The organism is Pseudomonas sp. 10S4, assembly GCF_034344865.1.
GTDB lineage: Bacteria > Pseudomonadota > Gammaproteobacteria > Pseudomonadales > Pseudomonadaceae > Aquipseudomonas.
On the sequence record NZ_CP133774.1, the window covers coordinates 4,652,115 to 4,668,502 of the forward strand.

Annotated in this window: 9 protein-coding genes and 1 pseudogene; 9 read left to right on the plus strand and 1 reads right to left on the minus strand. The window is 55.7% G+C overall.

Annotation, left to right across the window (positions count from 1 at the left end):
- Positions 1-559: 559 nt before the first annotated feature.
- From RHM58_RS21885 to RHM58_RS21920, 8 genes are all read left to right on the plus strand, one after another.
- Complete coding sequence (locus RHM58_RS21885) at positions 560-2,737, plus strand: type I secretion system permease/ATPase (protein WP_322268165.1); 2,178 nt, start codon at positions 560-562, stop codon at positions 2,735-2,737.
- Complete coding sequence (locus RHM58_RS21890; protein ID WP_322268166.1) at positions 2,724-4,088, plus strand: HlyD family type I secretion periplasmic adaptor subunit; 1,365 nt, start codon at positions 2,724-2,726, stop codon at positions 4,086-4,088. Before RHM58_RS21885 ends, RHM58_RS21890 begins: the two co-directional genes overlap by 14 nt.
- An 89-nt stretch (positions 4,089-4,177) precedes the next feature.
- Entirely contained in the window at positions 4,178-4,789 is a 612-nt protein-coding gene (locus tag RHM58_RS21895) for a hypothetical protein (protein WP_322268167.1), read from the plus strand.
- A 155-nt stretch (positions 4,790-4,944) separates the two neighbouring features.
- Complete coding sequence (locus tag RHM58_RS21900; protein WP_322268168.1) at positions 4,945-7,965, plus strand: hypothetical protein; 3,021 nt, start codon at positions 4,945-4,947, stop codon at positions 7,963-7,965.
- The gene (locus RHM58_RS21905; protein WP_322268169.1) at positions 7,934-9,334 is read left to right on the plus strand and encodes a hypothetical protein; all 1,401 of its coding nucleotides are present in this window, start codon (positions 7,934-7,936) and stop codon (positions 9,332-9,334) included. The genes RHM58_RS21900 and RHM58_RS21905 overlap by 32 nt, the downstream gene beginning before the upstream one ends.
- Positions 9,292-10,860, plus strand: coding sequence for a matrixin family metalloprotease (locus RHM58_RS21910; protein WP_322268170.1), 1,569 nt, complete (start codon positions 9,292-9,294; stop codon positions 10,858-10,860). The genes RHM58_RS21905 and RHM58_RS21910 overlap by 43 nt, the downstream gene beginning before the upstream one ends.
- A 99-nt stretch (positions 10,861-10,959) precedes the next feature.
- Positions 10,960-11,817: a sulfotransferase gene (locus RHM58_RS21915; RefSeq protein WP_322268171.1), complete on the plus strand. Its 858-nt coding sequence runs from the start codon at positions 10,960-10,962 to the stop codon at positions 11,815-11,817.
- A gap of 69 nt (positions 11,818-11,886) precedes the next feature.
- Positions 11,887-13,359, plus strand: coding sequence for a TolC family protein (locus RHM58_RS21920; RefSeq protein WP_322268172.1), 1,473 nt, complete (start codon positions 11,887-11,889; stop codon positions 13,357-13,359).
- A 324-nt stretch (positions 13,360-13,683) separates the two neighbouring features.
- Here the strand turns inward: RHM58_RS21920 and RHM58_RS21925 are convergent.
- Positions 13,684-15,100 (minus strand): annotated as a pseudogene (locus RHM58_RS21925) (purine-cytosine permease family protein).
- A gap of 369 nt (positions 15,101-15,469) precedes the next feature.
- On the opposite strand from RHM58_RS21925, the gene RHM58_RS21930 reads away from it, so the two are divergent.
- Positions 15,470-16,381, plus strand: coding sequence for a LysR family transcriptional regulator (locus RHM58_RS21930; protein WP_322268173.1), 912 nt, complete (start codon positions 15,470-15,472; stop codon positions 16,379-16,381).
- Positions 16,382-16,388 lie beyond the last annotated feature (7 nt).

The window sequence follows — 16,388 nt, forward strand, 5'->3', positions numbered from 1 at the left end:
AGCCCACTGAGAGAAGCTCGCCAAGATTCCGGGGAGGGTCGGTGGCAATGCTGAACGAATGCTGAACGGAATTGAAGTTTATGAGGTTGGATCGGAGAGAGATTGACCTTTTTTTGCCTGAGCAGTGTTGTTATTTGTGGAGTAAGCAGTGGTGAGTACTTTAATTGTAGAGTTTGTGTTACACAGTTCGTCAGTTGAAAGTCAAGCCTGTGATCAACTAACTCTTTGATTTATATAGTATGTATGGTGCGAAAAAATCGAGTTTGTATATTTGTTATTTGATTTTCGATACAAATTTGATGCTGAGTTATTGGTTTTATTGGCGCTGCAAACAAACGTTTTGGGATGGAAAACAAAGTTTTTGGGTAGCAGTGATAGGTGCTAGCCTCTGATGGCTCTTTGATATTTTGCTTGGCTAAGTATCAAGTGCTGGATGTCTGACAGGTCGCGATTTTAGCGGCAACGCTTTTTGAATGTATTCGCCTGCTACAAGGTCGGTTCGACGCGCTTGATCTAAGTACGACGTGCTTCCATCATTCGTTAATGCCGTTGAGTCGCCATGACTGACCCTAACGCAAGGACCCGCGTTTCGCCCGAAACGCCACAACACAATGGAAGTGAAGACAGTGGTATTGCATCACTCGTCGTCATTGCCCAGTTGTCCGGCGTCGCCATCAGCGCCGACCGCCTCAAACACCTGTCAGGGCTGTCCCGGCCTATCGATGCCTTGACGTTGGTGCGTCTGGCCCGGCAGGTCGCGCTCAAGGCCCGCTCTACCACCAGCCAGATCAGCCGCATTGCGCAGACGCCGCTTCCCGCTATCGCCGAACTTCGGGACGGACGCTTTCTGGTCGTGGCCAAGTGTGCGAACGACAACGTCTTGCTGCACGATGAAGTGCAACAGCGCACCTTTCAACTCACCTTGGCCGAGTTTGAACAAATCTGGTCCGGTCGTTTAATCCTGATTACTTCCCGCGCCATCCTGGCACAAGGCGGCGGCAAGTTTGATATGTCGTGGTTCATTCCGTCGATTGTCAAATATCGCAAACAATTTCTGGAAGTGTTGGCTGGCTCGTTTTTCCTGCAACTATTCGGTTTGGTTTCGCCGTTATTTATGCAGGTCGTGATTGATAAAGTGCTGGTGCACAAATCAATGTCGACTCTGGATGTATTGGCGTTCGGCCTGATTACCATCTCCGTGTTCGAAGCATTACTGGGTGGATTGCGCACTTACGTGTTCAGCCATACCACCAACCGGGTCGATGTCGAACTGGGTGCGCGCCTGTTCAATCACTTGCTGGGGCTGCCGCTGGCGTATTTCCAGGCGCGGCGAGTGGGCGACAGTGTGGCGCGGGTGCGCGAGCTGGAAAATATCCGCAACTTCCTCACCGGTAACGCGTTGACCGTGGCCATGGATATGTTTTTCACCCTGGTGTTCTTCGCGGTGATGTTGACCTATTCGCCCATGCTGACCTTGATCGTGTTTATCTCGTTGCCGTGCTACATCGCCTTGTCGGTCATCGTGACGCCAGTGCTCAAGGCCCGACTCGATGAAAAATTTCGCCGTAGCTCGGAAAACCAATCGTTCCTGGTGGAGTCGGTGACCGGCATCGAAACCATCAAGTCGATGGCCGTCGAACCCTTGATGCAGCGTCGCTGGGAAGAACAGCTGGCCGGCTACGTGTCCAGCGCCTTCAAGGCTTCCAGCCTTTCCAGTTCGGCCAATCAAGTGGCGTCCCTGATCAGTAAGCTCACCACCGCGGCCTTGTTGTGGTTTGGCGCCAGGCTGGTCATCGGTGGCGACCTTTCGGTGGGCGAACTGATTGCCTTCAATATGCTCTCCGGTCGGGTCAGCGGCCCGGTCTTGCGTCTGGCGCAACTGTGGCAAGACTTTCAGCAAGTGCGGCTGTCGATGGACCGCTTGGGCGACATCCTCGACAACCGCGCGGAATCCGGCGTCTCTGCCGGGCAAGCTTCAATGCCGCCGGTCAAGGGTGAAGTGGTGTTCGATCGGGTGGTGTTTCGCTACCGCGCCGACGGTCCGGAGATTCTGCGCGGTTTGTCATTGACCGCCGCAGCCGGCGCCGTCATCGGCATCGTCGGCCCCTCCGGTTCTGGCAAAAGTACCCTGACCAAATTGATCCAGCGCCTCTATTCACCCGAGCGCGGACGGGTACTGATCGACGGCATGGATTTGTCGGTGCTCGATCCCGCGTCACTGCGGCGGCAGATCGGAGTGGTCCTGCAAGAGAACATGCTGTTCAAAGGCACGGTGCGCGACAACATCGCCTTCGCTTCGCCGGGCATGCACTTTGATCAGGTGGTCGAAGCCGCAGAACTGGCCGGTGCCCACGAGTTCATCCTGGAACTGCCGCAAGGTTACGACACCGAACTGGGGGAGCGCGGCAATGGTTTGTCCGGTGGTCAGCGCCAACGCATCGCCATCGCGCGGGCACTGGTGACCAATCCGAAAATCCTGATCTTTGACGAAGCCACTTCCGCACTGGACGCAGAATCGGAATCGATCATTCACGGCAACATGCACAAGATCTGTAAGGATCGTACGGTGTTCATCATCGCTCACCGGTTGTCGGCGGTCAGAATTGCCCAACGGATCATCACGGTCGAGAAAGGCCTCATCGTCGAAGAAGGCAGCCACGACGAGCTGCTGCAACAAGACGGTCGTTACGCCTCGCTGTGGCGTCATCAGACAGGGCACCTGCATGTCGCTGCTTAATCGATGGTTCCCACGGCTGCAGCATTACCGCGACATTGCCCGCGCGGCACTCGATGCTGAAAAAGCCCAAGGCAATCCCCTGCAACGCCAGCGTGACGAAGTCGAGTTTTTGCCGGCGGCGCTGGAGGTACTGGAAACGCCCGTGTCCCCGGTCGGTCGCGGCTTGATGTGGGCGCTGATGCTGTTGTTCGCCATTGCCCTGGTCTGGTCGACTGTCGGCAAACTCGACGTGGTTGCGGTGGCGGAGGGCAAGGTCGTCCCCAACGGCAAAAGCAAAACGATCCAACCGCTGGAAGCCGGCATCGTCAAGGCGATCCTGGTCGACAACGGCCAGCACGTGACCCAAGGCCAGGCCCTGATCGAACTGGACCCGACCGAGGCCACGGCGGATGTCGGTAAATCGAGGACGGCGCGGGTCGATGCAATGTTGACGATCAACCGCGCCCAAGCCCTGCTCGATGCGCAAACCGTCAATCGGACACCGACCGTCCAACCGGTGCCGGACGCTACCGAGGATCGACAACGAGATACCCAACGCTTCGCCGAAGGCGCCTTCTACGAACACCGCAGCAAACTCACCAGCTTGCGCTCGGAGTTGCAAAAACGCGTGCAGGAACTGCAAACCACCCAGCACAAAATCAGCAGCCTGCAGCAGACCTTGCCGATGACCCGCGCGGAAGAGGAGGACTACCAGACCTTGCTCCAGCAAAGCTACGTACCGCGCCATGCCTACCTGGAAAAGGTGCAAGCGCGCATCCAGCAGGAACAGGAGCTGGCCGGGCAACAGAGTTACGCCAAAGAACTGCAAGCCACGATCCAGGAACAACGCGACGACATCGACACCGCCATCGCGCAATTTCGCCGCGAACAACTCGACGCCCTCAATCAGGCGCAACAGCAACTGACCCAGGACCAGGGCGACGAAACCAAGTCCCGACAACGGCAATCGCAAACCCATTTGACTGCACCGGTGGGCGGCACCGTGCAGGAACTGGCCGTGCATACGATTGGCGGCGTCGTCACCCCGGCGCAAGCCCTGCTGGTGATTGTGCCGGACGACGCCGGACTGGAAGTTGAAGCGCAGATTCTCAACCGCGATATCGGCTTTGTCCGCCCGGGGCAGGACGCCGAAATCAAGCTGGATGCCTTTCCGTATACGCACTACGGGACTATTGCCGGCAAGGTCATGTCGATTTCCCAGGACGCGGTCAAGGACGACAAGTTGGGGCTGATTTATCCGGCAAGGATACAACTCAGTACGCATGTAGTTATGGCGGATGGAAAAAATTCAACTGGAGCCGGGGATGTCGAGTTCGGTGGAGATCAAGACCGAGCAGCGGCGGATTATTGAGTATCTGTTGACACCATTGTTGAAGTATCAGAGTGAGGCGTTGAGGGAACGGTGAAATATATGACCAGGTTGGGGATGAGGGGAGCTTTATGACGGCTAAAGAGAAGATGTCCTGGTTCACCGCGTTTTATCAGATGTGGGGCGGGAAAGCCGTTGGGCTTGGGAAAAATCATCGAGCGAAATCGGTATGGATGATAGCAGCGGTAATTTTATCCATTTTGGGTCCCCTATTTCAGATTATGCATAGCCAAAACTACTCAGGTGCCTTGCCGCCTGAGGCGCCTATGATAAAAACGACAGGCACATTCATTCGTTATATTGGGCATGCGGGTCTGAAAGAAGTGCCCTATATCGTGTTTACTACCGACAGTGGTATCACTTACCGCACTGAAGATATCGTCGCTCCTGGGGTGCTGTCCGACTTGGGCGATAAAAAGCCGCCCGTAAAAGTGTATGCCGAAGGCTTTCTTCTTAATAATGGGGCAGGCTCATTTTACCCGCTCTATTTGGCTAATCTGAATGGAGTACCTTTAGCCTCGTCAGATAAGTTGATGGCTCAGCTTTTGATCGGTAGAGATCCATTTTATTATAAAAAAATGGAGTTTATTTTGTTGATGGTTGTTATTTCTTGGGCAGGGGCGGCCTATTATGCTTGTCAACTGAGGAATCTGGGTTTGGAGAAAAATAGAAGGGGTGTTTGAGATTGATTTTTGCACAATTTCGTTGCAGGTCGTTTTTTGTTTGGCTGCACAGGGTGGGTGATTGATAGCGCATCAAGCGCGCGTAGCATGGGTTTATAAAATGGGTGTTATATATTTTTCACGCCACTTAAGTAGTGTGCGTGCAGGGGGTTATCATGTCTGAAATAACAACGCTCGATGCTCTTGCTAAACTCATCGGTGGTCAAATGATTGGCGGAGCCGCATCAAGTGCGGACGCCGCCAATGAAATAATAGCCACAACGGATACTAAGGAAACCGACTTTGGAAAAATCGCCGATAGCATAGTTGCAAGTTCTGATTTGGCGGGTATCGCTGCCGGTAATATTCAAATGTTTCAGCAGTTTTTGTCTGCGTCGAGTGAAGCGGGAGCTTTGGCTGCGGGACTTGCGACCAGGGCTGGAGCTATTGGAGTGGTCGCGAACATCCTGGCAATGGGTGACACTGCCCTGGAGCGAGGGTATGACAAAATCAAAACGGGTACCATTGTCAGTACCGTTGGAGGTGTATTGCTGACTGCTGGAACGGTGGCTCTTGCACCAGAGGCAGTCATAGCATTGGGCATTTTGGGTGCAGGCCTGACTATTGCCGGACTGACTAACCTGGGTACGGTTGGTAGTAACGAGGCTTGGCTCGCAAGTGCGTACAGTTCCATGGCTGACACGATAAAGCCTTACTACGACAGTCTTTCGATAGACGAACAGACCTCCTTCCAGAGTGCGCTGACAAATGCCGTTCAAAGCACTTTAAATGGCGGCATGTTGGTCCCGACAATCGATTCGGACGGTCAAATTGACGGGTATTCAATGCAAGCCCCGACTTCTGTCGTCCAACAGGATAATGGCAGTACGGTCAGCTACTTTGACGGTGGCATAGGGGTTGTATCTCCTGCCCCCGGCGATACCTCGTCAGGTTTAGTTTGGACTATTCCTCAGCCAGGCTCTGAAAACTCAGTAGAGATTTCAACGTACAAGGATGGAAGTTATACGTACAACAGCGTTGACCAAAGTCAAACAAAGATCAGCATTGACAGCAATACTGCAAACACAGCTACAGCGTCTGCTCAAAACGAGGAAATGATTCAGACGTCGTCAAACGGTAGTGTTAGCGCGACCTTGGGTGGCACAGGCGCTACCGCGAACTTAAACAACGCTAACGAGGTGTTGATTGATGGTGCTAGTGCGACAATAACGGGTTCCAACAACAACGTTAATGCCGGTGCAGATAGCCAAACCACCATCAATGGCTCCAGCAATAACATCACAGGCGATACTGGCGCCACAGTAGATCTGGCAAACGGATCGGACTGGGATGTCGTGACGATGATGAAAAATGGCGAAGTCATCATCGCTGACGCAGATACCGGAATAACCATCAACGCCAGCGACAGTACTGTGGCCATTGGCACCTATGCCAGCGTTTCAATCAACGGCAGCACTGACGTAGTTACTGGAGGCAATGGTGACAACGTCACCACCCAGGGAACTGGACAGAACATCACACTGGGTACTGGAAGTACATTGGTCATGACTGGCACCGATGAAGAAGCCAGCCTGTCCAACGGTACCGTTTGGTTGGGAGCGAACACAACACTGACCGGTAGTGGTTTAACCGGTTCCAACGATGTTTTAAACGTCAGCCAGAACGACTCCGTCGTCGAGAACGGCAAGGACGACACCGTTAACCTGAGTTCAGGTGACAGCCTGGTCAGCAATGGCGGGGGGAATAACATCATCAATGCTGGCGTAGATGACACTGTGGTCATCGACAGTATCACCGCGGGGTATACCGATACGGTGAACGCCACCGGTGATCAAAGCATCACCTTGGGCAACGACGTATCGGTCGATGTCGTGGGCAGTGGCAATACGATTTTCGTGGCAGGCACCGGCGACGTGTTGACGGACTCGGGCGACACGATTGCAAGCAGCAATGCCTCCCTGACGATAATGAACACCTCGGGGACTGCGGATCTTATCAGCGGCAGCAACGACACGATTACGGCCAACCACAGTTCGATTTCGTTCAGTGGGATGGACGAGGTTTTGTCTGGAGTCTATGACACGGTAGGGCTGGAAACGGGTAGTTCGCTGACGCTATCGCTCTATGACGACACCCTCAACCTGAGTTCAGGTGCCAGCGTGGTCATTAGTGGAGGCGTTGGCAGCGGAAACGTCATCAATGCTGGCGTTGATGACATCGTGGATATCGACAGTATGACTGCCGGGTATACCGATACGGTGAACGCCACAGGTGATCAGAGCATCACGTTGGGCAACGACGTGTCGGTTGATGTGGTGGGCGGTGGCAATACGATTTTCGTGGCAGGCACTGGCGATGTCTTGGCGGATTCGGGTGACACGATTGCAAGCAGCAATGTCTCCTTAACGATTATGAACACCTCGGGGGCTGCTGACCTTATCAGCGGCGACGGCGATACGATTACGGCCAACCACAGTTCGATTTCGTTCGGTGGGGTGGGTGAGGTTTTGTCCGGGGTCTATGACACGGTTGGGCTGGAAACGGGTAGTTCGCTGACGCTTTCGCTCTATGACGACACCCTCAACCTGAGTTCAGGTGCCAGCGTGTTCATTAGTGGCGGCGTTGGCAGCGGCAACATCATCAATGCTGGTGTTGATGACATCGTCGATATCGACAGTATGACTGCCGGGTATACCGATACCGTGAACGCCACGGGTGATCAAAGCATCACGTTGGGCAGCGACGTATCAGTCGATGTTGTGGGCAGTGGCAATACGATCACCGCCAATGGCGGCGATAGCGTGTCAGCCAATGGCGATACGATCCTGATCGCAGGAATCGGCAATTCGCTTGCGGGGGCGGGCGACACGATTTCAAGCAGCAATATCTCCTTAACGATTATGAACACCTCGGGGGCTGCCGATCTTATCAGCGGCGACGGTGACACGATTACAGCCAGCCACAGTTCGATAATGCTCAGTGGAGTGGGCGAGGTGATGTCCGGAAGCTATGACACGATCGTGGTGAACACGGGTAGTTCGGTGACGCTGACTAACTATGACGACACCATCAACCTCAGTTCAGGCGCCAGCCTGGTCACCAGTGGAGGGGGGCAACATTATCAATGCCGGTGTGGATTCCACCGTGTATATCGGCAGTACCACAATCGGTGCTGACGATACAGTGAACGCCACCGGTGATCAGAGCATCACCTTAGGCAGCGATGTATCAGTCGATGTGGTGGGCAGTGGCAATACGATTTTGGTTGCAGGCACCGGCGATGTGTTGTCGGGTTCGGGTGACACGATTTCAAGCAGTAATGTCTCGCTGACTATTTTGAATACCTCGGGTACTGCCGATCTTATCAGCGGTAACAACGACACCATTACGGCCAACCACAGTTCGATTTCGTTCAGTGGGATGGATGAGGTTTTGTCCGGAAACTACGACACGGTTGGGCTGGGCACGGGTAGTTCTGTGACGCTGACCAGCTATGACGAAACCCTCAATGTGAATTCGGGGGCCAGCGTCGTCATTAGCGGAGGAGGTAATAACATCATCAATGCTGGCGTTGATGACACCGTGGTCATCGACAGTATGTTTGCGGGATATATTGATACGGTGAACGCCACAGATGATCAGGGCATCATCTTGGGCAGCGACGTATCGGTCGATGTGGTGGGCGCTGGCAATACGATCACCGTCAATGGCGGCGATAGCGTGTCAGCGAATGGCGATACGATCCAGATTGCGGGAATCGACAATTCGCTTTCGGGTTCGGGCGATACGATTTCAAGCAGCAATGGCTCCTTGACGATTATGAACACCTCGGGGGCTGCCGATCTTATCAGCGGTAATAGCGACACGATTACAGCCAACCACAGTTCTATTATGTTCGGTGGGGTGGGCGAGGTGTTGTCTGGAAACTACGACACGGTTGGGCTGGGCACGAGTAGTTCTGTGACGCTGACCAGCTATGACGATTCCATCAACCTGAGTTCAGGTGCCGGTGTGGTCATCAGTGGAGGGGGAAACAACATCATCAATGCTGGCATTGATGACAGTGTTGTCATCAACAGTAGCTCTGACGGGTATGCCAATACAGTGAACGCCACGGGTGATCAGAACATCACTTTGGGCAGTGATGTATCGGTCAATGTGGTAGGCAGTGGTAATACGATTTTGGTGACAGGTACTGGCGATGTGTTGACGGACTCGGGAGACACGGTTTCAAGTAGCAATATCTCCCTGACGATTATGAACACCTCGGGTACTGCCGATTTTATCAGCGGCAACAACGACACGATTACAACCAACCGCAGTTCGATTATGTTCGGTGGGGTGGGCGAGGTGATGTCCGGAAACTACGACACGGTTGGGCTGGCCACGGGTAGTTCCGTGACACTGGCCAACTATGACGACACCGTCAACATGAGTTCAGGTGCCAGTGTGATCATTAGTGGAGGGGGAATAACATCATCAACGCTGGCGTTGATGACACCGTGGTCATCGACAATAGCTCCAGCGGGTACACCGAAACGGTGAACGCCACGGGTGATCAGGGCATCACCTTGGGCAGCGACGTATCGGTCAATGTGGTGGGCAGTGGCAATACGGTCGCCGCCAATGGTGGGGACAGCCTGTCAGCGAATGGCGATACGATCCTGATCGCAGGAATCAACAATTCGCTGACGGGTTCAGGTAATACGATTACCAGCAGCAATATTTCCCTGGCAATTGTAAATGCGTCGGCAGTCGCAAATACAATCACTGGTGATCACGATGTCATTGCTGTCAGCCATAGTGTGCTCAATCTGAATGGGTCGAATGAGGTCGTGTCCGGTAACGATGATGTGATCACAGTTGCACACGGTGAAAGCGTCATCATCAGTGGTGCAGGCAACACCGTCACAGGGTCTTCTGACCGCATCACGTTATCTGGTGATAACAGCTCGCTGACTATCCAGGGGAACGGCGACAACCTGACGGCGTCGGGTGTCAATGACCGGATCATTGACAATCGTGCCGATGGCTCGTCGGTTCTCTACGGTTGGAACAGCAGTGGGACCGAAACGGAAACCGTTTATTCCGAGGCCAACGACGGTGGTCAAATAATCGGTGGATATGGGTATTCGGGGCCGGGTATAGGTGTTGACGTCCCGGTTGGATATGGCGGCGATGACGGTGGTGATGGTGGTGATGGCGGTGGCTATGGCTTTGCGGGTGATCGATCTCTAGTGTCGTCTGCTGTTGGCAAGAACATCGGCGCCATCGCGCAATACGATCTCAATCACGCAAACCTGTCTGCCGCGGATGCTGCTGAGGTTGCGCAGCATCAGGTCCAGGCCATAGCGAGCCAGGCATCCACAACCGGAGCAGGTTCCGCAGTGCTTGAAGGCGCCAAATTCGACCAGCAGGTCATTACCTGGAGTCTTGCGGACACTCAGGGAACCCAGGCCGCGCAATTCAGTGGCTATATGGGGAGTGCCGACGAGTCGGTCGTTCAGGGCGCTTTTAACACCTGGGCTGCCGCCATGCCGGGCGTGACGTTCAAAGAGGTGGCCGACTCCGCGCAGTCTGACATCCGGCTGGGCTTTGGCGATTTCAACACCGCGACTACCGGGGTTATCGGCTACACCAGCTATCAGGCCAATGACGGTCAGATTGAGCCCGATGCCATCGTGCGCGTGGAGGATTCTGCCCAGGATGCGCTGACAACAGGCGCCGACGGGCAACAGATCTTCGCCGGCACCGACGCCACCCTGTCGCAAGTGTTGCTGCATGAAATTGGCCACGCGCTGGGCCTGGGAGACAACGCCGATCAAAACTCGGTGATGAACTACCAGCTCACCACCAGTAACCGGGCGCTGGACCGTACGGACCTCGGCGGTATCGGTTCGCTTTATGGTGCTGGCGCGAGTACCGCGCCAGTGGGCGGCAGTGGTGTGAGCCAGTTGATTCAGGCCATGTCTACCTTCAATGCGGATGCCGGTGTCGCCGATACCGCCTTGCTGCCGGCCTCGTTATCAACGAGCAGCATCACCTTGGCCGCCACCTCGCGCGCGGCCTGACAGGCAGTTTTCAAAGCGTAAAAGCTGTCACGACATCCGCGTGGTTTGCAGCGGATGTCGTGCTCCAGCTATGGCGCAACGACGCCTGTCCACAACACGTTGACCGTTCTGATCGAACAGGGAACAACTTTGAAAACCAGATTTCATTTGATTTCCGGCCTGCCACGCTCAGGCTCGACCCTTCTCTCGGGCCTCTTGCGCCAGAACCCGCGTTTTGCGGCCACGATGACCAGTCCCGTGGCTGCACTTGTCGGCACCGTGCACCCGAAGATGTGCGGCGGCGAGTTCGGCGGGTTCTTTGACGACACCAAACGGGCAGCCATTCTGCGGGCGGTGTTCGAGTCTTATTACGCCGACACACTCGCGACGATGCCCGGCGACGCGGTGGTGTTCGATACCAATCGCACATGGACCGGGCGCGCTGCGTTGTTGGGATCGATTTATCCTGAATCGCGGATTATCTGTTGCGTACGCGATGTCGGCTGGATCATCGACAGCATTGAAAGCATGCTCGCGAAAAACCCTTTACAACTTTCACGCATGTTCAATTTTCAACCCGGTGCTTCGCTTTATGCGCGAGTTGAAACGCTGATGAATTCAGATAGTGGCCTGATTGGTTTGTCCTGGAGCAACCTGCGCGAAGCCTGGTTTGGCGCAGAAGCAAAACGTCTGATCGTGGTGCCTTACGACCATTTGGTGAAAGAACCCGCGCGTACCTTGCAGCGGCTGTATACGGAGTTGGGTGAAGCTTATTTCGAGCACGATTTTCATAATGTTGCGTATGACGAGCCGGACTACGACGCCCACATCGGCATGCCAGGTCTGCACAGCGTCCGAAACAAGGTCGAATACCGTGAGCGTAAGCCGTGTATTCCACCGGATGTCTTTGCCAAATATGCGAGTACCCACTTTTGGGATAAGGCCGAACTCAATGTTCGAGGTGTGACCATTGTTTAAACCGAGGTTGTCGAGGCGATCTGATCAATCACGCGGTGAGTTCCAGGTCAAAAGGATGAGTGGTCAGGCATGGTGAGTTTTAGTCGAGCGGCCCTGCGTACTGGCGTCGCGTGTGTTCTTTTTTGTGTGGGTACGGGCCAAAGTTTTGCTTTCGAATTAGCGCCAACTGATCCGTTGCGGCAATTAAAGGGTGTATCTGCCACGCCGGCCAATCACATGTTCGATCCGTCGTCCGCATTGGACGTGTGTGCGGGCGATGCAAAGACCGATCTGACGTTACTCGATATCGTCTCCAGCGCGTTGTGCCACAACCCGAAAACCCGTGACGCCTGGGCCAATGTCAAAGTGCAAGCTGCGCAGGTCGGTGTATCCGAGGCCGCCTATCTGCCGACGTTGAATGGCACGATGCAGGCAGCGAAAGATAATTCGAACAGTCGCGGAACCGCCGCCGATCCGTTCGACGTTCAATCCAGCAGCCGCTACCAGAGCGCCGGATTGACACTGACGTGGCTGCTCTATGATTTCGGCGCCCGATCGGCAGGCGTCGATTACGCCAAGAGCAAGCTCGCATCCGCTCTGGCGGGACAAGACAGCGCATTGCAGACGGTGTTTGCCAATACGGTCAAGGACTACTACGCCGCCTTCGTCGCGCAAAAAAACATGCAGGCGACGCGAGACATTGAAGCAGATGCAAAGCGTGTATTGGACGCGGCAACGGTACGAGTACAGCACGGCGTGGCGGCCGTCAGCGATCAGTTGCAAGCGCAAACGTCGTATTTCCAGGCGACCTTCAATCGCCACAAGGCCGAGGGCGATTGGTTGTCTTCGCTTGGCTTGATGGCGATCGACATGGGACGACGTCCCAATCAACCCTTGCATCTGGTCGACGCGGACAACGTCACTTTGCCCACCAAGTCCTTTGGGCGGTCTGTCGATCAATTGCTGCAAACCGCCCAGGAGCGACACCCTTCATTAATCGCTGCCCGAGCTGATCTGGCGGCGGCGCAAGCCAACGAAGAAGTCGTCCGGGCGCAGGGCCGACCGACGATCAGCTTTGTCGGTAAATACAACTACGATAATCAACCCCAGAGCTCAGGCGCCGGTCAGCAATATTTTGGTGAGACCGTTCGGGACCGCTCGGTCGGGCTACAAGTCAACATCCCGCTTTTTGAGGGGTTTACCCGAACCTATCAAGTGCGCGGCGCGCAGGCTCAGGTCGAAGGCAAGGAAGCCAGCTTGAGCGATGCTGAACTGCAAGTAGCGTCCAGTGTCTGGACCGATTACCAGACATTGACGGTAGACACGGAAAACGTGCACACCAGCCAGCAAATTCTCGACAGTGCCCATCAGGCATTCGATGCCGCGCAAGCGCGCTATGGGAAGGGCGTGACCGGTATCCTTGAGGTCATCACGACCCAGACGGCATTGGCCAACGCGCTGCAACAGCAGATCAGCGCGCTGGCTGGCTGGCAGAACGCACGGATTCAATTGGCGTCGAGTTTGGGGAGCCTGGATTTGAAGAGTCTTTACTCGACGCCTTGAAGTCCGCTCGGCGTATCCGTACCGTTTTGGTTGGTTTTGTTCCACGACTGACCAGTCTCCGGTCATTGGTGATTACCTGATGTACCCACTTGGTAGCCACCAATAGTAGGTGCGCTGCTCGACAAGCGAATGGAGAGGCGAGCATTTGAGAAGGCACAGTCGGTTGAGCGCCCTCTACAAGGGGCAATACGTTTAGCTTCAGCAACTCATCGCGAATATCCAAAATTTGATGGCTTGATGAAATGCTCCCGGCCTACCTGAAAAGAACAGAAAAAACCCGCAACCGAGTACGGGTTTTTTTGCTTGAACGGTGCGCGTTATCCCTTACACACCCATCGCCAGTTTCCCACCCGACAACCGACGCTTATACGCGCTGTCCCGACTCGCCAGCCACCAGTACAACGGCGTCGTAATCAGCAACCCGACCACCCAGGACAAATCCGCGCCATCGATGTGCGCCGAGATCGGCCCGACGTACAGCGGCGTGTTCATGAACGGAATTTGCACCACGATCCCGATCGCATAGGCCAGCAGCGCCTGCGGGTTGTAGCGGCCATAAATCCCGCCATCGACGTGGAAGATCGAATCGATGTCGTACTGACCTTTATGAATCGCATAGAAGTCGATCAGGTTGATCGCGGTCCATGGCACCAGCACCACGAGTAGCACCAGCACCATGTCGACGAAGTGGCCGATGAAGTTGGCGGAAGCACCGACGGCGGCGAAGCAGCAAGCGCCCAGGACGATGATCGAGATGACAGCGCGGCTTTTCGCCGTGGGGATCCAGCGGTAAGCGAAGGTCTGCACCAGGGTGATCAGTGACAGCACGGCACCGTAGAGGTTGAGGGCGTTGTGGCTGATGACGCTCAGCAGGAACAGCAACAGCATCAACGGGCCGATGGAGCCGGTGGCGAGTTTGACCGCGTCCATGGTGTCCATGCCGACGGGCGTGGCGAGGACCGCGACGGCGCCGAAGATGAACGACAGGCTGGAGCCGAGCACGGTGCCCAGATACGTGGTCCAGAAGGTCGAGGCCACGGGCACATTGGCCGGCAGGTAGCGCGAGTAGTCGGAGACGTACGGTGCGAAGGCGATCTGCCAAAGTGCGGCCAGGGACACGGTGGCCAGCCAGCCTGAGATGTTGAAGCTGCCGCGGGTGAGGAAGTCGGCAGTCTGCACGTGGGTGAAGATGTAGCCGAAGCCGAGCACGATGCCGGCGCCGAGCACCCAGGTGCCGATGCGGTTGAGCACGTGGATGAAGCGGTAGCCGATGATGCCGATGATGCCCGAGCCGAGGGCGCCGATGACGATACCCACCGGCACCGGCACGCTGTCGACCACGCCGTGCAGGGACTTGCCGGCGAGGACGATGTTGGAGGCGAAGAAGCCGATGTACATGATGCCGGCGATCAGCACCACCAGCAGTGCGCCGAGGGAGCCGAACTGGGCGCGGCTCTGGATCATCTGCGGAATGCCCATTTGCGGGCCTTGCGCCGAGTGCAGCGCCATCAGCACGCCGCCGACCAGATGCCCGACCAGAATGGCGACGATGCCCCACACCAGGTTCAGGTGAAACAGTTGCACGCCGAGGGCGCCGGCGACGGTGAGGCAGCGGCGCGATATTGCCGCCGAACCAGAGGGTGAACAAGTCCCGGACCTTTCCATGGCGATCTTGCGGTGGGACGTAGCCAATCGTGTGCTTCTCGATCAGCGGGGCGGAGGTTGTTGCGGAGGTGACCATGACGAACTCCAAGGCAATATGAGTACGTGTACGTACTTCGGTGAGCGCCACGTGAGCGACGCTTTTCTTGTTGGAGTGATCATGTGCAATGCTTCGGGATAGATAAATTAGTAAGTTTGTTGCTTCAAACCTTAAAAAATATATGCCCGGGGTTTTGGCGGCTCCGGTATGTTCTGGGTTGATCATTTGCCCAAAATCTTCAGGTCTGACACGGACCTGTGGCGAGCGAGCTTGCTCGCGCTGGGCTGCGGAGCGGCCCCCAAATCCGGGATCGATTGTAGATTTTGTGAGTGCTACGCACTCAAGCGGGAGCAAGCTCCCTCGCCACAACAGCATATGGGTGCACCCCGATGTTTTCTGGAGGTCCGCATGGCCGCTTACAACCTGCGACAGCTTCGCTATTTCGTCACCACCGCCGATTGCGGCAGCGTGGCGGAAGCTTCGCGCAAGCTCTATATCGCCCAGCCGTCGGTGTCGACGGCGATCAAACACCTGGAAGAAAGCTTCGGCGTGCAGCTGTTTATCCGGCATCACGCCCAGGGTGTTTCGCTGACGCCGAGCGGGTCGCGGTTTTACCGCAAGGCGCTGGAGTTGCTGCGGGTCGCGCACGAGTTTGAGCAGAACGCGTTGGCGGACAACGACGTGGTGGCGGGGCAGATCGATATTGGTTGTTTCGAAACGGTGGCGCCGCTGTACCTGCCGCGCCTGATCGCCGGTTTCAAAGAGCGCTGGCCCGGCGTGGAAATCCGTATTCGCGACGGCGAGCAGCAGGAGTTGGTGCATGCACTGACCGCCGGCAGCATCGACGTGGCGATGCTGTTTGAACACGATCTGGACAGCACGATTGAGACCGTTGCACTGATGCCGCCGCAGCAGCCTTACGCGTTGCTGCCGGTCGATCACCGTTTTGCGCAACAGGCAAAAGTGTCGCTGGACGACCTGGTGCTGGAGCCAATGATTTTGCTCGACGTGGTGCCGAGCCGGACCTACTTCGTCAGTATCTTCGAAGAGCGCGGGCTGACGCCGCACATCGTGTTCAGCTCGCCTTCAATCGAGATGGTGCGCGGGATGGTCGGGCGCGGTTTTGGCTTTTCGATCCTGGTGACCAAGCCGTTTTCGCCCTACACCTATGACGGGCAAAAAGTGGTGTGCGTACCGCTGGCGCAAACCGTGACCGGTTCCGGATTATCGGCGGCATGGTTGAAAAGGTCGCAGCTGACCAAACCGGTGCAGTTGTTCGTCGATTATTGCCAGGAAGAACTGGCCCGACTCTATACCTGAGCGTCGG